A 19324-nucleotide genomic window follows, 5' to 3' on the forward strand; every position below is an offset into this window, starting at 1 on the left:
ATGCCGGTTTATTTTTTCTTCTGGATAGGGATGGAGGATTCCCTTCCACCCGCAAAGATAGGGTAGAATGTTGATAAGAAGGAAAAGGCAAGGAGGAAATCATGGCTTCAAAAGGATTCAAATACAAATTAGCAGCCGTTTTCACGCTGTTTTTATTTTTGGCCGCAGGCTGTTCCATACAATTGAAGACCGGCGTCACCGAGACAGGGGATGTGCCTGCCGAGATTAAATCAGCCAATGGGTTATATAAAGCAAAGGTTCTAAAAAATATTGACGGGGATACAGTTGTCATTTCGCTTAATGGGAAAGAAGAAACGGTGCGGCTCCTTTGTGTCGACACGCCCGAAACACAGTATCCCCGCCTTGGGGTACAGCCTTTTGGCCCAGAAGCATCGGATTTTGCAAAAACAATCCTCCCCAAGGGGAAAGAAATCGAGGTTGAACCGGGAATTAACTGGGGCAGGGACAAATACGGGAGGCTTCTCGCATACGTATTTGTGGACTGCAAAATGTTCAATGAGCTCCTGCTCGAAAACGGCCTGGCCAGGGTAGCTTATGTATATCCGCCCAATACAAAATATGTTGACCGGCTTTATCAAATCCAGGACAAGGCGAAAAAGAAAGGCGCCGGCATTTGGTCGATTGAAAATTATGCAACCGAAGAGGGATTCGGTGCGGAACTTCCCAAGAGGGAGGCGAACGGCGGGATACTTTCCAGCAAGCACGACAAATGCGAGGAAAAAATAAAAGGGAATGTAAAGTCGAAAATCTACCATACTCCTGGCGGTGCTTACTACCATTCCGATATAAAGGAAATTGTCTGGTTTTGCACGGAAAACGATGCCCGGAAGGCAGGTTACCGAAAATCGAAAAGGTAAAATCGCTTGGTTTTCGGGGGGCTACCGTGGTTTTTTCCTTCAATACCGTGCGTCCGCTCGAAAAGGTTTAGGCAGAATATTGCCATTGAAAAAGGAAGCGTCCACAATGGATGCTTCCTTTTTAAGATTCATTTTTATCCTGCAGTTCCCTTAGGCGGGCTGAAATGGATGGGTCGTCCTGTAGGAGCTGGACGAGGTCGCCGATCCTGTCGATGGCGTTCCAGCTAAGATGATGTTCAATTCCTTCAACATCTACGTAAATATTTTCATCGTCTACACCTATGAGTGTTAAAAATTGCTCAAGCAAATCATGCCGATAAACAAGGCGCTTGCCTATTTTTCGCCCCTTCGGTGTAAGAGCGAGGCCGCGGTATTTTTCATAAATAAGATATTGATCCTTATCGAGTTTTTGGACCATTTTTGTAACAGCGGAAGGCTGGACAGACAAATTGACCGCGATATCCGAAACCCGGGCATAGCCTTTCTGTTCAATTAGCAAATAAATTTGTTCGATATAATCTTCCATGCTCGGTGTCGGCATTTTCTTCCCACTTTCATCCTATACTATCTACTATTATATAAGACTGCGACGAGGCTTACAAGATATCGGACACGATGGTTCATTGTCCAGAGCCTCTCCGGGAGGTGGTGCGCATTAAAAAAACCGGGTCCCGAAATTCGGGCCCGGCATCGTTCCAATTACTTTGTGGAGCTGTCGAAATTATAGAAGAACTTGGCTGTGATTGAACCGTCCTTGTTTTCCTTTATGTCTGTTAGATGGATTCCCGAGTCTGCAGCGGTACTGCTATAGCCTTTCCAGAAATAGTAGGAACCAGTATGGACATTCCCGCTAACCGGAGTCAACTTGTTGCCGGATTTAAAGAAGTCGCCTGCGTTTCCGCGGTTCAGGTTCTTCTCTAGCTCATACAGGCCGTCCTTTTGAAGGACAGATAGGCCGTAATGGGTAACGACAGTGCCATCGCTGGCAGTCTGGGATTGATTGAACTGGAATCGCTTGTTCATCCAGTTTTCCACATTGTTCGGGCGGAACCCGGCTGTTTGATACAGGCTGATCACATTTTCGTCAACATGCCATGCCAGAAGCCCATGGGCATCTTTGCCCTGGCGGATTAAGCCTTGGTTAAAGCCTTGCTGCTGGACGTTTTCAAACAGGAAGTACTCTGTTCCGTTCGATCCCGGAACTTCCATTTTCACAATTCCATTATTATCGTTAGCGGCATTTACAGGAGGCAGGGTGATTGTCTTGACGCCATCCTGAGGTTTTACTTCAATTGGTTCAACCCAACCAAGGAAGACCTTGGAGAACGGGTCGAAATGGGTTGGTGAGTTGCCTGAGAATGGAGCGGCATCTGGGAATCGCATCCAGGATCCGCCAGCCATCATCGAATAGTTTCCTACACCTTCAGAAGAATAAACAGTGTCATAGAAATCCGGTAATCCAAGCGCGTGGCCAAACTCATGCGCATACACGCCTGTCTGGGCAGGGAATGGGCCGGATTTCAAGTCTTCCTTGTAAGAATCGGTCGCGGCATCATAACCCGCAACGTTTCCGCCAATGCCCGGCTGGATGTTGTAGTTATTTACGATTACGCCATCGTAAGTCATTTCTTCTGCGACTGTTTTATTGATCCACTCTGATTGATTCATGCCAGCGTGGACATCAGCTGGTTTGCCAGTTTCATAGTATTTGCCGTAATAAAGGGCGCTCAGCAGGCTCCATTTGTGGGACCACCATTGCGCAGGGTCGCGGCTGAATTCCGCACCGGTTCCTTCATGTACGATGAACACATTCGGCACTTCACCGTCTTCAGCGTATTTTGAGAAGTCGATCTGTTCATCCGCGGCTTTCAACAGGTCACGCACGAATTCGCCTGTATGCGCGTCACCGTTTACATTTCCATATACATATTTTCCATTCTCAGCATATTTGCCTTCCTGGTCAAGATAGTAGGAAGCCCCTTTTGGCATTTCCACCCATTCAAAGTCGACGTCCTCGAGATGGACAAGATTCGTTTTACCATAAGAGGACTCTTTATAGGCGTTTTGCATCGTTCTATTAGTTGGCGCTTTGGCTCCATTGATTTCCGCATATTTTTGGAATTGCGGCAATTCATAAGGATTATATTCGGTTCCGAAAATTAAATCCTCGTAATAATGGGCCGGTACTTGGCCAGGCATGTCGCCAACCGGTTCATCGCCATCCGGGTATTTGGCAAGGAGGACAAGAACAGGGATATCCCCGGTCGCTTTTTTGTACGCGACACGGCTTTCGCCTGCCTGGTTGAACTTTGCGCCAGTCTTGTCGGCGATTTTTTCAGCCGGGTCGGCTTTTGAAATGTCGATGCCAAGCTTTTTAGCCTTATCGACCAATTCAGGAGCGGCACTAATATAATGCGCAAGGCTTAGGTCGTAAGCCGCCTTTGCTTTTGCCACAGGCTCGTCCTGTGTTTGCACGCCCGCAAGGCCGATGCTTCCAGCCAAAGCAAGTGCAATTGCTGATTTTGAAAGAACTTTTAACAATTATCACCACTCCTTTAAGATTTTACTATTCGAATATATCAGAATAATTCGCCTATTAAAACGAGACCTTTTATTCAATTTTTAACCATACAAATGGCATAAAATGAAAAAATAATTAAAAAAGCATTACAAAGGAAGTACAGAAAAGGAAATATCTTGCTTTTGATTAGTTGAGGATAAGGACTTAGGACTCATTTTAACGGACTGGTTTACAGGTTCACTCGTTAAAAATTTTTAGGGAGGCGAAATATATTCTATTGCCATGGGGGACTTGAGAACGGCATTTTATTATTATAGAAGTTTGCTCCACCTTGTAGAGAGCCTATTTTAAAAAGGGGGCAATTTGAGGGATATGGGATTAAACCTTATCCAGGCAACGAAAAAAGGCGCTAACACATGTGTCAGCGCCTTTTTTCTGTCCCGCTAACGCAGGACTTCGCTCAACGTCCCGAAATATCAGGACTTACCAGACTTTAGTGAAAGTTACATTTTGCACGGGGCCGAATCGATCTTAAATATATCGATTATAGACGAGCGTGCCTTTCGACATCTCTGCAAATGTCCCTTCACCACTTGCAAGCCCAAGAACCAACCTTTGAGTCGCTGTTTCCATTGCGTATTGCAATTTAACCAGTCCCTCCTGTTTTGTTTTGGTCTTGCATTATTTATATACCTCGTACAAACAACAATAAACGGAATATGCCAAAAAACCATTTACCAATATTATCCACATATTTGCAAAAAGAATGCTCAAAAAAGGAGTTTATCAAAGGCTTAACACGGCACAATTGGGATATTGGTCGGTAATAGAAGAATTATCGCTCTTGCGCATGTTTTATTAGGTACAAAAAATTAAGTTTTCTTGTTGGATTGCATGACAGTAAGGTTCTGCATATTAATCGGACTTGAAATGGCAACTTAACGCCCGAACAGCAGGGGGCAGGCTTTTGGTTCAGAATATATTCTATTTATACGTTTTAATATTCACCTCTTCTTTATGGTAAAGTGCCTAAAAAAATCAATAAATTTTAAAAATATAGCCAGCTATTAGTAACTGGTGATAAATATCACGGCAAATTCAGTTTATCGGGTTTACAATTAAAGAAAAACATCTATCCGAAAAGAAATGAGGAATTTACGTTGAAAATGCCACAATTAAAAATCGGGCATATTGCCCCGAAATACCCAATCATACAGGGAGGAATGGGAGTCGGCATTTCGCTTAGCGGGCTTGCTTCCGCGGTTGCTTCCGCGGGAGGAATCGGGATCATATCGGGGACGGGTATCACGAATGACGAATTGAGATACCATATCAGGCGCGCACGTGACCTATCAAACGGGAACGGATATATCGGCGTTAATGTCTTGTTTGCAATGAATGACTTTGCCGAAAGAATGAAGGTGGCATTGGCAGAAAAAGTTGATTTTATCATTTCTGGAGCAGGGATTTCCCGGGATATGTATGCATGGGGGAAGGAAGCGGGTATACCGGTCCTCTCCATTGTATCGACAGCGAAACTTGCCAGGCTGTCGGAGCGGCTTGGCGCGGCGGCGGTAGTTGTGGAAGGATTCGAGGCTGGGGGCCACCTTGGTACGGACCGGCCGATGTTTGATATTTTGCCTGAAGTCGTCGAAGCGGTGAACATACCGGTTATCGCGGCAGGGGGCATATTAACCGGTCAGGATGTCGCAAAAGCAATCAGCCTTGGGGCATCAGGCGTCCAAATGGGGACCCGTTTTGTCGCAAGTGAAGAATGTGACGCCCCTCTAGCTTTTAAACAAAAGTATGTTGAAGCGAAGCAGGAAGACCTTATGCTGGTTAAAACAACCGTCGGGCTTCAGGGCAGGGCAATTCGAAATGCATTTACAGACATTATCAAGGATGACGGAAAATTTAAGGTCGCAAAATGCATAGACTGCCTAAAAAACTGCTCCTACAGGTTCTGCACGATGGACTCGCTCGTCCGCTCACTCAATGGCGATGTCGACATGGGCCTTGTCTTCGCCGGGGCAAGGGTCGGAGAAATTAAAGAAATCCTTCCCGTCAGGCAAATCATTGAAACAATCGCGGGCGAATACCATTTTGCCACTGAACAAGCTGTATAATAAACCTGGCGCCGGCACTTCAACTCACCGGCGCTATTTTCATTTTACAAAAATATGCTAATTAATTTTCACGCAGCAGGTGGCATACTAACACAGAAAACAGCCGAAGGGAAGGATGCGTATGTCACTGGAATGGTTTGATCGCGTAACGTCTGAACTGCAGGACCATTTGGAATCAATATGTGAAAAATATGATCAGGCAGGCCAAATGTCTGTCGAAAGGAGTTCAAAGCACCCGCGAATTGAATTCTTCGTCGAAACGGATGATTGCGACGGCCGAGATTATTTCTGCACGCTATTCTTTGACCCGCACAATGAGGAGTTTTACGTCGAAACGTTTGACGCTGACCTGGAACAGCCGGCAAGGACAATATTGCCAGACATCGAAAATATCATTGACGCGGTCCATGAAAGCTTCCATGAATATATGAACGATGATCCAGAGGACTATGAATATCAGTTAGACGACTACGAAGAAGACCTCGAAGAGTTTGATGATCTGCTTGATGAGGATGACGATGTTACGATCATCGCCTATTCCGACGATGAAGTGTATGAGGAGATCGATGTGGAGTGGGAAACACCTGAAGTTACCGCGTTCCAAAAGGAAGAAGAGGTAGAAGTAACCTACCAATTCGGACTGGTCGAAGGAACTGGTGATGGAGTCCTGAGAAGGGTGAACCGGATCTGGACAGAGGACGATGAACTAATCAAGGATGAAACGAACTTTATTTTCACTAAAGAAGAAGCGGGTACGATCATCGCCATGATCGCCAGCCACATTGATAAAATGAAAGGCTACGAACTCGAGTAAATATTAAAATAGACGGAGCCAATCCCTTTTTGAAAAAGTGGACCAACTCCGTCTATTGTCTATTTCCTTCCACAGGGGCCATCATCTTATTCCGTCCATTGCTTCTTGACTTGCTCAAGAGCCAGCTGCATGATTTCCTCATCGCTTGCCTGAGGGTCCGTAATTACATTCGTCATGTAATTCTTGCCAAGGTACTCAACCTTCACATTAACCTGTACCATTTAAACCACCCTTTCTTCAACAAAATTACTTTCCTGATATAACTTGCGGTACAATTTCTATATACCAACAATCCAGCCAGCTTAAACATTCATACTGTTCCATCCTATGCTTCATTTGGAGGGACATGCCTGTTTTTTTAAAAAAGGAAAAGCCGCCGATGCGGACTCATAGGAGTACTGCAAGAAAATACCAGTAACTCATCTTACCACGGAGTAACCCGCCCTACAACAGTATTTATTACTATATTTAACTTGTTTTTGTGACAATTTTTTCAAAAAAAAAGCCCCCTCGGAAGGGAGCGGCGCGCTATGCTTCTACAAACAAATGCTGTTCAACAAACCTTTGGATTTCTTCCTTATTAATCGGATGCTTTTTCAACGAAGCTTCGGCGGTTTCTACGAGATGGAGCATGCCTTGATCCGACCTAAGTTCCCGAAGGTCTTTCTCCCCATTGAGCAAATCCACAGCTTTTTCCTTCACGGCAGGGTCATCGGTGGCATGATAAAGAATAAATGCAATGCTGGTTACCTTATCCATTTCAACGTCCCCCTTCATAGTCACTCTTTATATAGTTTCGCCAAAAAACGCAGTTTTCCTCCCTTTTTCGCTAAAAAATACTTTTCGAAAAAAAAGAATCTCGGACTAAAGTTGTAGGCAAGTTCAAGCTTCTTTCCGAGGTTTCGTTTTTCGTAACCGGCTATCATAAAAGCATGAAACCAGTTAGCGGTTTACGATAGGGGATAGTTAAAATGAGCAAAATTAAAAACGTAATGATAACCGGAGCGTCTCGGGGACTCGGAAAGGCATTGGCGCTGGCATTCGCGAAACAGGGGGCGAGGCTTTCGATCTGCGCCAGAAATGAAGAAGCATTACTTGAAGTAAAAAAGGAAGCCGAGGCGGCCGGGGCGGCGGAGGTCCTCGCCATCCGGGCAGATATTTCAATCGCTCGGGATGTCGAGCGCTATGTTGCTTTGACTGAAGAACGGTTTGGCCAAATCGATGTCTTGATTAACAACGCTTCGATTCTTGGTCCGAGCCCGATGCCGATGCTGCTTGATTATCCTGAAGAAGATTTCGCGGAAGTAATAAGGGTCAATACGATGAGCACATTCCTTGTCACACGGCGCGTATTGCCAGCGATGATCCAGCGGGACAGCGGTTCGATTATCAATGTGACATCTGAAGCCGGAAATACGGGGTACGCGGGATGGGGCGCTTATGGCATCTCCAAATTCGCTGTTGAAGGACTGACTGAAACATGGGCGGACGAATTGAGCGAAACCGGGGTCAGGGTAAATATGGTCGACCCGGGGGAAATGGATACTGACATGCATCAACTCGCCGTCCCGGATTGCGATTATGAACTCGCGGACCCGAATGATGTTGTGCCTGTTTTCCTTTACCTTGCGTCGGAAGAAGCTGCCTCGGTTAGCGGACAGCGCATTTCTGCCCAGGAATTCGCTGAGGGGAAGGGGATTGCATGATCGCCGGAAGCCTGAAATTCAATCTGCCGCCCTCCCTGAATGCCTCCGCCCCTCCGGAAAGGCGGGGGATAAGGCGGGACCATGTCCGCATGATGGTGCTATCGAAAGAAACAGGATATGCCTGCCATGATTCTTTTTATCGTCTTGATCAGTATTTAAATGAAGGGGACGTACTTGTCCTGAACACCTCCCGGACAATCCCCGCGATTTTGCGCGGCTGCCTCACTGGCAGCCAGAAGGAAGTTGAAATCCGGCTTGCGGGCAAAATCGATGAAAGCCGCTGGCATGCCTTGATTGTCGGGCCAACCGTCCAAGCTGGGGAAAGGATTTCATTTTCAGGCAGGCTTAAAGCCGCCGTTGAACAGCCAGCCAAGGAAACACCCTTGTCGGTCATCTGTTTTTCAAAATCGGGTACAAATCTGTTTGATGAAATCTATTCGCTGGGTGAGCCAATTCGTTACGAATACATCGATACGCCTTGGAACCTCGATTATTACCAAACTGTATTCGCTTCACATCCGGGTTCGGTTGAAATGCCCTCCGCGGGAAGGGCGTTCAGCTGGGAACTGATTTTCAAACTTAGAAGAAAAGGAATCAAAATCGTGTTTATCCAGCTGCATACAGGCTTAAGCTATTTCCTTGATGACAATTTTGACCACCATCCTTCGAAAAATAGAGAGGAATACGCTATACCCGAGGAGACTTTATCTATAATAGGTGAAGCAAGAAAGGAAGGCAGATGGGTTATTGCCGTCGGGACGACCGTTGTCCGCGCGCTCGAAACTGCTTTTTCAACCGGCCAGGCGCATGGGTGGACCAATTTGTTTATCCATCCCGGCTATGAACTGAAAGCCGTCGATGGTATTCTGACCGGCCTCCACGAGCCGGAAGCAAGCCATCTTGCCATGCTGTCGGCATTCATTCCCCAGGATAAACTTTATGGCGCATACGCTGACGCCGTCGAAGCAAAATACCTTTGGCATGAATTTGGCGATATGAATTTGATTATTTGAGAGGGAATGTGATGGTGCTATTTCATCATTATGCTATCGAAACGGACCGCCTTAAAGAGGTGGAGAATTTTTATAAAAATATACTGGGGTTTCAGCTTGAAGAGACGATGGATTTTCGTGGAAAAAAGCTAATTTTTATGACGCTCGGGGGCTTTCGTCTCGAATTGGTTGAAAGCATTATGCGGGGTGGTGGGGAAGGATCCGTTCATCTTTGCTTTGAGACCGGCTCGCTGGACAACTTGATTAAAAAACTGGAAAAGGCAGGCTTGGAAAAAGTGGAAGGGCCGTATACATTGGAAAACGGCTGGAAAACCGTTTTTTATACAGGTCTTGGAGGAGAGACCCTGGAATTTCTGGAACAAAGGTAATTGCTGCGGAAGGAACCTCGAATTCCTTCCGTTTTTCTTTTGTCATGGGCCGTGCAATTGTTTTGCGGCCTTTTCATGAGTTCTTTCAATAATGAAAATAAACTATTAAATTTACGGCCTGACGGAGTTGATGTTATTTTAGAATAAGTGATTTTTAATAGGAGGATACTTGAATGCAGCTACTAGCTATCACGATTGGTTCGGTCATCATCGCGGCTGCCTTTAATTGTTTCCTCATCCCGCATGAGGTCCTTTCAAGCGGTTTAAGCGGACTATCGATGATGATTGGGATGCTTACCCCTCTTGATACGGGAGCCGCGAACTTTCTCCTGAATTTGCCGCTCCTTGTAATCGGTTATCTGAAACTGGGCAGGAAATTTATTTTACACACAATTCTTTCCGTCATCGTTATCTCGCTTGGGTTGTCTGTGATTCCGGTGTATGAAATTGCCAACAGCAGCATCCTTTCATCGGTTTTTGGCGGCGCGCTTGCTGGTTTGGGTATGGGGCTAGTATTGCGCCAGTCGGCGTCCACAGGCGGGTTGGATATTATTGCGATGATTGTATCCCGAAAAAAGGATTTCCCTATTGGAACGCTGCTTTCGGCAATGAATGCCGTCATAATTGGGATAAGCGGTTTTCTGTTTGACTGGGATACGGCGCTGAATACGATGGTTTCAATTTTTGTGACCGGAAAGGTTATCGACGCCATCTATACCCACCATGTCAAACTAACGTTGACTATCATTACGGTAAAAGGCGAGGAAATGCGGGAGCAGCTAGTGCAAAATGTCTACCGTGGCCTGACAGTGCTGGATGGTATGGGCGGATTTTCAAAAGAAGGACGCAATATCCTTATGACCGTCATCACCCGCTACGAGCTTGCCGAGGTAAAATCATTAATCGCGGAAGTTGACCCTGATGCTTTCGTCAACATCACCAAAACAATCGAAGTTATGGGCCTTTTTCATAAACAGAGCGCCTGATTGCGGCCGGTTTTCCTCAAAAGGAACCGGCTTTTTCGCGCTTTACAAAAGGGCAGTTATTCATTATTCTTTAACATACAGATTATTGCGAAAATGCGGCTATTGAGGTTTCCCAATAGTCGGCCGGGAAGTGAGGAATTACAATGTTTATTTCATTCAGCAAACAGCAAAAGGAACAACTCATAGCCGATATACAGGAATTCTTTTTAAAAGAGCGCGGTGAGGAGATTGGGAATTTGGAGGCGGAAAACCTCCTCGAGTTTTTCAAAAACGGACTCGGTCCTTATTTTTTCAATGAGGGCATCAGGCAATCCAGGAAAGTGGCCGAGGAAAAAATGGCCCAGCTGGAAGAGGAATTGTATTCGCTTGAGCGGCCTTTGAAATAGGGGAGCGGTATAATGAAACCAATTGTCCTTGGGATTGCCTCCGCGTTTTTTTTCGCGTTTACGTTTGTCCTGAACCGGTCGATGGAGCTGTCGGGCGGACACTGGATATGGAGTGCTTCGCTCCGTTATTTTTTCATGGTCCCGCTTTTGCTGTTGCTTGTAGCTGGCAGGAAAAATTTAAAACCGCTTTTTGAAGAAATGAAACAGCAGCCGGGTGCGTGGCTTTTATGGAGCACGATTGGGTTCGGTTTATTTTACGCGCCGATTTGCTTTGCCGCGGCATTTTCTCCTGGATGGCTGATTGCCGGCACCTGGCTGGTTACAATCGTTTCGGGCTCACTGCTCTCACCTCTCTTTTTTGAAACAAGGAATGGTGAGCGGGTTAGGGGCAGGATTCCGGTAAAAGGGATGCTCATGTCCATCATCATCCTCGCTGGGGTCGCGGTTATGCAGTTGGAGCATGCAAAAACGCTTGGAATGAAGGAATTTTTGTTTGGTGTCATTCCTGTCCTGATCGCCACTTTCGCCTATCCGCTCGGCAACCGGAAGATGATGGATGTCGCGGGCGGAAGGCTCGATACGTTCCAGCGTGTGCTAGGCATGACGATTGCAAGCCTTCCGTTTTGGATCGGCTTGTCTCTTTATGGCGCAGTTACGACCGATTTGCCTTCAAAAAGCCAACTCTTCCAGTCAGCGGGAGTCGCTATCAGCTCCGGTGTCATTGCAACGGTGTTATTTTTCATGGCAACCGACATTGTCAGGGGCGACATGACAAAAATGGCTGCCGTGGAGGCGACCCAATCCATTGAAATCCTGTTCGCTTTGGGAGGGGAAGTGTTGTTTCTGGCCACGCCGCTTCCATCAGCCCTGTCTTGGGCAGGAATTGCCCTTGTCGTGGCCGGCATGGCGCTCCACAGCTTTTCGGCATCCATCCTTCCTGGAAAAAAGAAAAAGTCCATGGTCCAGGAACAGGCCTGACAAAAAGCAGTATCTTTGCTTACAATTTTTAAACAACTTTAAATCAAAAAAGGGAACTCACTCGAGTTCCCTTTTAAATATCCATTTAATAATATCTTTAGCTTGTTCGACCGTCACACGGCGATCAGCTATTCCAAGCAAAAGGGACCTCCAGCTTGCGAGCATAATAATTTCTAATGGTAAACGATCGTTTGTATTCATTTCTTCAAAAAACACTGCAATCTTATTTTTTTTGCCTGAAATCGGCTCTTCGCCAATTAAGCGGCAACAATTCGATTTGGCTGCGAAATCCAATCCTGTAATAAGCGCAGCCTCCAAAGCTTCATTCGCATCCGCGAATAAAGAAGCGGCACCCTCCATTCTGTCTAAAATTCTTTGTTCCATTTCACTCCTGATTATCTCATAGAGCCCGGCTTTTGAACCAAAATGATGATAAATCGCTCCGGTGGTCATATCAGCTTTTTCAGCCAACTCTGCAATATTGGTTTTTTTGTAGCCTTTTGCGCTGAATTCCTCTAAAGCTACCTGTACTAATGTGTTTTTACTTGACCCTGGAATCGGTATCCACTCTTTCATATTTTTTATTATAGCATATTGACAGCCTGTCCGTAAATCGATTATGTTAAACGTAACTAATTTACGCCATGCATAATGTATTTATTTTCAAGGAGGAAATCATATGAAATTGCTGTTTTTGTACCAACCTGTAAAAAACCTAAAGGAATCCCTGGCATTTTACAGGGACAATCTTGGCTTTGAAGAATCTTGGCGTGAAGGCGAACATACAGCAGCGCTCAAGCTACCCGGAACCGAGGTTCGATTAATGCTTGAGGATGAAATCGATAAGGAAGAAATGACTCCTGGAGGAATTTTCTTAGTCGATAGCGTTGATTCCTTTTATGAAGAATATAAGGATAGATACGAATTTACGAAGGCACCGTTTGATATCCCTCCAGGCCGGTATGCCATTTATTTAGACAATTCAGGAAACCCGATACGAATCCTGGACTTCTCCAGGGAGAAGTAATTTTTCAGAAGCCCTCCGACAATACCGGAAGGGCTTCTGTTTCTTCTTCTCATAATTCTTCGACTATACTTAAGTCAAATACTAATTTGGAGGAAAAGGCCAATGGCATTCGACTGGATAGCAAAAGACATGGTTGATGTTTCCGGTAAAAGGATTTTGATTACTGGGGGGAATAGCGGCATCGGTTTCGAAACCGCCCGTGCATTCGCGTCAAAAGGCGCTGATGTGATACTGGGGGTTAGGAATATCACGAGGGGGGAGGCGGCCGTCCATAAACTAAAATTGGAAAGCCCAAAATCATTAGTGGGTCTTATGCAGGTCGATTTAAGCGACCTTTCGTCAATTAGGAAGTTTGCCGCGGACTTTTGCGCCAATTATTCTTCACTCGATATCCTAATAAATAACGCGGGTATAATGATGCCCCCACTCAGCAAAACCCGTGATGGCTTTGAAGCGCAATTCGGGGGCAACCATCTTGGCCATTTCGCGCTAACTGGACTTTTGTTCAATTTGTTGAAGAATACCCCTGATTCCCGCGTCGTAACAGTGAGCAGCCTCTCCGCGCACAATGCCTCAATCGACTTTGAGAACCTTGACGGGTCAAAAGGCTATAAACGGTACCAATTTTACGGGCAAAGCAAACTGGCCAATATGCTGTTTGGGAAAGAGCTTCAGGCTCGGATTGAAAGCAATGGCCTTGGCGTAAAAAGCATTGTCTGCCACCCCGGGGTTACACACACGAATCTAGCGTCAAGGAACTCCGGAAGGGATATGAACCTATTGTTCCAGTTGATTTCGAGGGCCATCACCCAGCCAACCGAGATGGGCGCTTTGCCGATTCTTTACGCGGCAACGGAGGATTCATTGCAAGGCGGGGAATACATCGGCCCGGACGGGAAAAAGAAGCGAAAAGGTTACCCGGTAAAGGATCCTGTCATCGACCGCCTGTACGATGCCAAAACCGCGTCCCGCCTTTGGGCGCTGTCCGAGGAGATGACGGGAGTAAACTATTTTTTCAGCAAGGGCTCTAGTAAATAGGTATCATCACTTGTCTGCCACAGCCCGTGATAGCCTTAAGGCAATTTTAAAGACAGCCGGGTCAAAAGTCGCCAAAAATCGCTGTTTTTACACTAGCAATGTTTGACTTTGCCCTTTTAAATTGAAATACTTAAATAGTAAGTTCAACCTATGGATAAGGCTGGTGGCATATGTCAATAACCCACCACTTAGCCTTTTTTAAGGCTTGAAGTGGGGGCTTGGTAAAAGCCCTTGTTGACTACCCTCAGTCTTTTACAGGCTACGTTGGATAGGTCATGACACCTACGGATGCTCCTCAAGTCCGTTGCCCTGTCGTCTATGGTTAAAAGCTCTTAGGGGTAGGAGCGGTGCTGTAGACAGGACAATCCTTTCCAACCTTGGGTATGAGGCTATTACTCCATTAGGAGGTATACGTCATGTTCGTATACACAATTAACCAGCACGGAGAACCGCTTATGCCGTGTTCTCCCCGCAAGGCAAGAATCTTACTGAAAGAAAAGAAAGCAAAAGTGGTCAAACAAACACCTTTTACCATTCAATTGCTTTATGGAAGCAGTGGCTACAAACAGCCTATTTCATTAGGTGTGGATGCAGGAACCAAGCATATTGGAATCTCTGCCACTACGGAAGCAAACGTTTTATTGGAAGGAGAAGTCCAGCTTCGCACGGACATACAGGAATTATTGGCAACCCGACTGCAATTCCGCCGAAGCAGGCGAAGCCGAACCACCCGTTACCGCAAGCCACGGTTTTTAAATCGTAAGCGTGACAAGGGGTGGCTGGCTCCTTCGGTGCAGAACAAAGTGGACAGTCATATCAAAATGGTTCATCAGCTTCATTCCATTTTGCCGATTACCGCCATTACGGTAGAGGTCGCACAATTTGACACACAACTCCTCCAAAACCCGCTCATAGAAGGCGAAGGCTATCAGCATGGTGTACAAATGGGGTTTTGGAATGTGCGGGAATACGTCCTTTATAGGGACAATCACACTTGCCAGCGGTGCAAAGGCAAAAAGAAAGACCCAATTTTAAATGTCCATCACATTGAAAGCCGTAAGACAGGCGGGGACAGTCCAAGCAACTTAATTACGCTTTGCGAAACCTGTCATGATGAAATCCACGGAAAAGGCTTGGAGCATACCATTACGCCTCTACGGAAATCATTAAGGGATGCTTCCCATATGACCGTGATGCGGTGGTTTATCTACGAAGCATTAAAGAAAATTTATCCGCACATTCACTTAACGTATGGCTATATCACAAAGAATACCCGCATTGGCAATGGGTTAGTGAAGTCTCATGGCGTGGATGCTCGTTGTATAAGTGGCAACCCGTTGGCAACGCCAACAGATTCCATTTATCTTTGGAAATTTGTACGCAAGAACAATCGCCAATTGCACAAAGCAACGATTTCCAAAGGTGGAAAACGCAAATCCAACAAGGCAGTACGCTTGGTCAAGGGCTACAAGTTATTTGACAAAGTAACCTACAAAGGACAAGACTGTTTTGTGTTTGGCAGACGAAGCAGTGGATATTTTGACCTTCGCCTATTAGATGGGACAAAAATTCATGCGTCTGCAAGCTATAAGAAGCTGACACTTAAAGAATGTGCATCAACCTTATTATGCGAAAGGAGGTAGGGCAAGCGGTTCCTCCCCAACTTACGCTACCGCTTAGAAGTTGGGGTCTCCTCGCCCAACTCTGATGAAAGTCAAAGATTTCATGATAACGGACGTAATCAGCGCCCATCCAGACATGATACTTACTGATGTAATGGCCCTATTTGTCGAAAAGAATATAGGGGGAGTACCGATTTGCGGAGAGGATGGAAAATTGCTCGGCATGGTAACGGATGGGGATATCCTGCGGGCAATTCAGCCGATTGACAGGAAAATATTCAATTTCCTTGTCTACATGGAGTACATGGAAGAAATGGATGTTAAAACAAGGCTTAAAGAAACGGCTGCAACTCCAATCCTTTCTATCGCAAAAACCAAAAACCTGATTACCGTTACACCCGACGATGAGATGGACATCGCAGTCAAGCATTTATCCACCCACCATTTTAAAAAATTGCCCGTCATTGATAAAGAGAATCGGGTAGTCGGCGTCATCAGCAGGGGAGATGTGATCAGGAAAATTCAGTCTACCATCCTGAGGGATCTATAGTAGTCCCGTTGAAGGCCAGATACCATCATACACAAGAGCGCGCCTCTCTAAAAAATTGGCACGCTCTTTTAAGATGCCGCAATATAGATAAGGCAATTGAAAACAATACACAAAGATAAAGGATAATGAACTGATATGACTTGGACCGCAGTCGCGGCCATAACGGCCGTTTTGATTATTTATGGGCTTATATGTTTTTACATTGGATTTAATGGCTGGGTTTGGCTGCGGCTGAATCGCCCGATGCGGAAATTCAAATATGCCTATATAGCGTTGATCATTTTTCTGTCAGTCTCTTTGTTCGCGGGAAGGTTCATACCAATCCCGTTCCTAAGCCTGATTGGCGGGTACTGGATGGTCATTGTTGGTTATGGCCTGTTAATTATGCCGATTGTCAACCTGCTCGTTTTTCTTTTAAAAAAGAGGGGGATTTAATGGATTGGCATTGGAATGGCCGTATTTTTCGTATTTATCTTTGCATACGGTTCATTTAATGCGTGGAGTCCTGCTGTTCGTGAATACGAAGTAACAATCCAAAAGCCGGCAGCCCGGGAAGATTTGAAAATCCTGATGGCGTCGGATTTCCATTTGGGCACGATTGTAGGAAAAGACCATCTCGAACGGTTTGTCGATATTACAAGGAAAGAAAAGCCGGATATGATCATGATTCCTGGGGATTTGATCGATGATTATATTGCCCCGTTCCTTGAAAGCAATATGGGGGACAGTCTCAAGAAAATCAATGCTCCGCTTGGTGTTTACGCTGTCCTGGGTAACCATGATTATTACGGCGGGGATAAAGACAAAATCGTTAAGGCAATGGAAAAGGCGGGCATTACGGTCCTTCAGGATGAGGCAATTCTCGTAAACAATGAATTTATACTGGCCGGGAGGAAGGATCCAACCGACCATAGCAGGGCCCGGCTCGATTCTTTTATGGCAGGAGCCGATACATCCAAGCCGGTTTTCATGATGGACCACCAGCCGATTGCCTTGGAAGAAGCGAAGGAAATTGGCGTTGATTTACTCGTTTCAGGGCATACCCACCGCGGGCAGGTCGCCCCGGCACAATTCATAACGAAACGGATTTATGAAAATGACTGGGGATATTTAAAAAAACGCACGCTTCATTCGATTGTTACATCAGGTTTTGGCACCTGGGGACCGGCGCTCAGGATTGGCACCAGGTCGGAAGCGGTTGTCATTAACGTACATTTTCGATAATTAACTGAGAAACTGCCTCGGTGAAGGCAGTTTCTCTTTTTTTGCGAAAAAAAGAAAACGCCAAATGAATGGCGTTTATGGCCTTATCGGTTTTTGTTATTATTGTTTTGCCGGCCTTTTTGATTACGGTTGTCGTTGTCACCTGTTACAGCGTCCACTACATTTTCAATTACCTGGCCAACCTTATTCATAAATCCGCCGTTGTTGTCGCCATTGTTATTGCCTTGGCGATTGTTGTTTTGATTTTCCACGTTAATTTCACCTCCATTTCTAGAATGCGCAGGTCAGGAAATATTATACTTATTTAATGGTAATGTTGATTGAAAGCTCGTTCAGCTGCTTCTTCGGAACTGAATAACGCATCATTGTCCTCAATTACATGGAATGTTTCATTTAGGAACAAAGCGAGGGCATTTGGATCCTTTGGGTGTTGAACTATTTCAGCCGGCCTGATATTCGCCACCGTAGGCGTATGTGGATTGTTGTAAATCACAAAGACTTCATCGCCTACTTTTACATCGCTGGGGTCAATCATATCCATTCACATTTCCTCCTTGCGATTCCATAATTAACGCTAGTTTTCACAAAGCAGGCAACAACTATTCATTGGATATCACTTTGGTTGTTATCTATGCAGACCTAGCCTGAAAAGGTATTAATGTCCAGACAAAAAGGGGGCCGGCTATTTTAAAAAGCGTCCTCAAAAAGATTCCGCAAGTGGATAACAGCGTAAAATAGGGCGGCATCTCTGCCCAGTTTTGTATGTGGATTGATTTTTTGCTTCAGGCATTGTTTAAGTTGCTCGTCACAGCATTTTGTTTGGCCGTATATGCTGAGGCATTCATCATGCTCTTTGCAGCATGCATCTACTGCATTCAATGGCTTCCCTGGACCCGAGCACCCTGGACCGCACCATCGATAGCCGGGCACGCAAAACCTTAGGCTTGGCCGTTTTCTCCGCTTCATCTTATCACCAACTTTCATACTCTTTTTACTAGCGTATGAAAATTGTTTTTTTAACGTACGGGCATTCCTTCCGTAATCTAAATGAGTCGGTAGGGAACTGAGTACATATTGTCACCCAAACCCTGCTTGAGTGACATTGTTAGGCTATAATCTGGAAAGAATGTCATACAAACCTTGATTGAGTGACATTCTTAGGCCATAATCCTCAATGAATGTCACGCAAACTCTATCTGAGTGACATTGACAGGCCTTAATCCGGAAAGAATGTCATGCAAACCCTATTTGAGTGACATTGTTAGGCCATAATCTGGAAAGAATGTCACGCAAAACCTGATTGAGTGACATTGTTAGGCCATAATCCGGAAAGAATGTCAGGCAAACTCTATTTGAGTGACATTGTCAGGCCTTAATCCGGAAAGAATGTCATGCAAACCCTATTTGAGTGACATTGTTAGGCCACAATCCGGAAAGAATGTCATGCAAACCTTGCTTTAGTGACATTGTAGATTAAAACGAGAAATTGTCTGGGGGCATGGATGTTTTATCATGCTAAAAAAAGAAAAAAACCCTTGAATTCTCAAGAGTTTTTGAAGCGTCCCAGAAAGGATTCGAACCTCCGACCTACAGTTTAGGAAACTGTTGCTCTATCCTACTGAGCTACTGGGACATGATATAAAAATTATAAGGTATTGCTGCACGCCTTGAATGCGTGATCCCACCCCTGCCTCAGAAGGCTAGACAAGAAGCGGCTCGGCAGGTGCGCTGATGACAATTCACCGACGCGAATTCAACGTACTGAGCTACTGGGACATGATATGAAAAATATAAAGGTTTCATGTGCTTTCTTGTTAACCTAATGTTATGGCACAAAAATTATTATAGCCTCAAAAGCAAAAAAGGTCAAATGAAATTTTGATTTTTTTATTAATCCAAACTAAATCTTTGAAAGGAAGCGCCAAAGACCGACTGCCATGCTGAATTTCAGAAAATCTTCATACCCTACCACTAAAGACCGATTCAAAGAGCTTCCTGATTATATCCATCTTTAAAAACCTGAAAAACTACAATTTCGTAAATCAGCTTAACAGATGTAATCAAAAAGAAAAGGGAGGCTGCGCATT

The 19324-nt window shown here is 45.3% G+C and carries 23 protein-coding genes and 1 tRNA gene; 15 read left to right on the forward strand and 9 right to left on the reverse strand.

The features are described 5' to 3' along the window. Positions 1 to 101: 101 nt before the first annotated feature. The gene (locus DRW41_RS16540) at positions 102 to 878 is read left to right on the forward strand and encodes a thermonuclease family protein (RefSeq protein ID WP_115453127.1); all 777 of its coding nucleotides are present in this window, start codon (positions 102 to 104) and stop codon (positions 876 to 878) included. 121 nt (positions 879 to 999) lie between these two features. On the opposite strand, the gene mntR is transcribed toward DRW41_RS16540, so the two are convergent. After that, positions 1000 to 1419, reverse strand: coding sequence for a transcriptional regulator MntR (gene mntR, locus DRW41_RS16545; RefSeq protein ID WP_115453128.1), 420 nt, complete (start codon positions 1417 to 1419; stop codon positions 1000 to 1002). A gap of 158 nt (positions 1420 to 1577) precedes the next feature. Further along, positions 1578 to 3419, reverse strand: coding sequence for a M6 family metalloprotease domain-containing protein (locus tag DRW41_RS16550; RefSeq protein WP_115453129.1), 1842 nt, complete (start codon positions 3417 to 3419; stop codon positions 1578 to 1580). 1146 nt (positions 3420 to 4565) lie between these two features. On the opposite strand from DRW41_RS16550, the gene DRW41_RS16555 reads away from it, so the two are divergent. Both DRW41_RS16555 and DRW41_RS16560 read left to right on the forward strand, forming a co-directional pair. Next, complete coding sequence (locus DRW41_RS16555) at positions 4566 to 5525, forward strand: NAD(P)H-dependent flavin oxidoreductase (RefSeq protein WP_181884617.1); 960 nt, start codon at positions 4566 to 4568, stop codon at positions 5523 to 5525. A gap of 121 nt (positions 5526 to 5646) precedes the next feature. Continuing rightward, the gene (locus DRW41_RS16560; protein ID WP_115453131.1) at positions 5647 to 6339 is read left to right on the forward strand and encodes a hypothetical protein; all 693 of its coding nucleotides are present in this window, start codon (positions 5647 to 5649) and stop codon (positions 6337 to 6339) included. Between the two features lie 86 nt (positions 6340 to 6425). Here the strand turns inward: DRW41_RS16560 and DRW41_RS16565 are convergent, their stop codons facing one another. Together DRW41_RS16565 and DRW41_RS16570 are read right to left on the reverse strand one after the other, a co-directional pair. Next, positions 6426 to 6560, reverse strand: a complete 135-nt coding sequence (locus DRW41_RS16565) for a BA3454 family stress response protein (protein WP_115453132.1) — start codon at positions 6558 to 6560, stop codon at positions 6426 to 6428. A gap of 307 nt (positions 6561 to 6867) precedes the next feature. Further along, positions 6868 to 7098, reverse strand: coding sequence for a hypothetical protein (locus DRW41_RS16570; RefSeq protein ID WP_115453133.1), 231 nt, complete (start codon positions 7096 to 7098; stop codon positions 6868 to 6870). Between the two features lie 212 nt (positions 7099 to 7310). Between DRW41_RS16570 and DRW41_RS16575 the strand changes: the two genes are divergently transcribed. The 6 genes from DRW41_RS16575 to DRW41_RS16600 all read left to right on the forward strand — a co-directional run bounded on the left by DRW41_RS16575 (position 7311) and on the right by DRW41_RS16600 (position 11776). Continuing rightward, positions 7311 to 8045: an SDR family oxidoreductase gene (locus DRW41_RS16575; protein ID WP_115453134.1), complete on the forward strand. Its 735-nt coding sequence runs from the start codon at positions 7311 to 7313 to the stop codon at positions 8043 to 8045. Then, positions 8042 to 9058, forward strand: coding sequence for an S-adenosylmethionine:tRNA ribosyltransferase-isomerase (locus DRW41_RS16580; protein WP_115453135.1), 1017 nt, complete (start codon positions 8042 to 8044; stop codon positions 9056 to 9058). Before DRW41_RS16575 ends, DRW41_RS16580 begins: the two co-directional genes overlap by 4 nt. 11 nt (positions 9059 to 9069) lie before the next feature. Beyond that, complete coding sequence (locus DRW41_RS16585) at positions 9070 to 9426, forward strand: VOC family protein (RefSeq protein WP_115453136.1); 357 nt, start codon at positions 9070 to 9072, stop codon at positions 9424 to 9426. Between the two features lie 173 nt (positions 9427 to 9599). Next, positions 9600 to 10412 (forward strand): YitT family protein, encoded by an 813-nt coding sequence (locus DRW41_RS16590; RefSeq protein WP_115453137.1) that lies wholly within the window; start codon positions 9600 to 9602, stop codon positions 10410 to 10412. A 143-nt stretch (positions 10413 to 10555) separates the two neighbouring features. After that, positions 10556 to 10798 carry a DUF2164 domain-containing protein gene (locus DRW41_RS16595; RefSeq protein ID WP_115453138.1) on the forward strand — a complete coding sequence of 81 codons (243 nt, stop codon included), beginning with the start codon at positions 10556 to 10558 and terminating at the stop codon, positions 10796 to 10798. Between the two features lie 12 nt (positions 10799 to 10810). Beyond that, a complete protein-coding gene (locus DRW41_RS16600; RefSeq protein WP_115453139.1) occupies positions 10811 to 11776 on the forward strand; it encodes a DMT family transporter in 966 nt (321 codons plus the stop codon). Positions 11777 to 11833: 57 nt separating this feature from the next. Here DRW41_RS16600 and DRW41_RS16605 read toward each other — a convergent pair whose 3' ends face one another. Further along, the gene (locus DRW41_RS16605) at positions 11834 to 12352 is read right to left on the reverse strand and encodes a TetR/AcrR family transcriptional regulator (RefSeq protein ID WP_115453140.1); all 519 of its coding nucleotides are present in this window, start codon (positions 12350 to 12352) and stop codon (positions 11834 to 11836) included. 103 nt (positions 12353 to 12455) lie between these two features. Between DRW41_RS16605 and DRW41_RS16610 the strand changes: the two genes are divergently transcribed. From DRW41_RS16610 to DRW41_RS16635, 6 genes are all read left to right on the forward strand, one after another. Continuing rightward, complete coding sequence (locus DRW41_RS16610) at positions 12456 to 12803, forward strand: VOC family protein (RefSeq protein ID WP_115453141.1); 348 nt, start codon at positions 12456 to 12458, stop codon at positions 12801 to 12803. 102 nt (positions 12804 to 12905) lie between these two features. Further along, complete coding sequence (locus DRW41_RS16615; protein WP_115453142.1) at positions 12906 to 13841, forward strand: oxidoreductase; 936 nt, start codon at positions 12906 to 12908, stop codon at positions 13839 to 13841. Positions 13842 to 14257: 416 nt separating this feature from the next. Beyond that, complete coding sequence (iscB, locus tag DRW41_RS16620; protein ID WP_115453143.1) at positions 14258 to 15484, forward strand: RNA-guided endonuclease IscB; 1227 nt, start codon at positions 14258 to 14260, stop codon at positions 15482 to 15484. Positions 15485 to 15548: 64 nt separating this feature from the next. After that, entirely contained in the window at positions 15549 to 16013 is a 465-nt protein-coding gene (locus DRW41_RS16625; protein ID WP_115453144.1) for a CBS domain-containing protein, read from the forward strand. A gap of 135 nt (positions 16014 to 16148) precedes the next feature. After that, complete coding sequence (locus DRW41_RS16630; protein WP_115453145.1) at positions 16149 to 16448, forward strand: hypothetical protein; 300 nt, start codon at positions 16149 to 16151, stop codon at positions 16446 to 16448. A gap of 15 nt (positions 16449 to 16463) precedes the next feature. Beyond that, positions 16464 to 17237 (forward strand): metallophosphoesterase, encoded by a 774-nt coding sequence (locus tag DRW41_RS16635; RefSeq protein WP_115453146.1) that lies wholly within the window; start codon positions 16464 to 16466, stop codon positions 17235 to 17237. Between the two features lie 83 nt (positions 17238 to 17320). On the opposite strand, the gene DRW41_RS23090 is transcribed toward DRW41_RS16635, so the two are convergent. The 4 genes from DRW41_RS23090 to DRW41_RS16655 form a co-directional block, all read right to left on the reverse strand. Then, positions 17321 to 17488 carry a hypothetical protein gene (locus DRW41_RS23090; RefSeq protein WP_181884608.1) on the reverse strand — a complete coding sequence of 56 codons (168 nt, stop codon included), beginning with the start codon at positions 17486 to 17488 and terminating at the stop codon, positions 17321 to 17323. Positions 17489 to 17541: 53 nt separating this feature from the next. Next, positions 17542 to 17778 (reverse strand): transcriptional regulator SplA domain-containing protein, encoded by a 237-nt coding sequence (locus DRW41_RS16645; protein ID WP_115453148.1) that lies wholly within the window; start codon positions 17776 to 17778, stop codon positions 17542 to 17544. A gap of 146 nt (positions 17779 to 17924) precedes the next feature. Beyond that, the gene (locus tag DRW41_RS23255) at positions 17925 to 18221 is read right to left on the reverse strand and encodes a Parvovirus coat protein VP1-like protein (RefSeq protein ID WP_342772002.1); all 297 of its coding nucleotides are present in this window, start codon (positions 18219 to 18221) and stop codon (positions 17925 to 17927) included. Positions 18222 to 18796: 575 nt separating this feature from the next. Further along, positions 18797 to 18870: transfer RNA gene (locus DRW41_RS16655), tRNA-Arg, on the reverse strand. Between the last annotated feature and the right edge of the window lie 454 nt (positions 18871 to 19324).

Origin of the sequence: Neobacillus piezotolerans (assembly GCF_003362805.1) — a bacterium.
Taxonomy (GTDB): Bacteria; Bacillota; Bacilli; order Bacillales; family Cytobacillaceae; genus Bacillus_D; species Bacillus_D piezotolerans.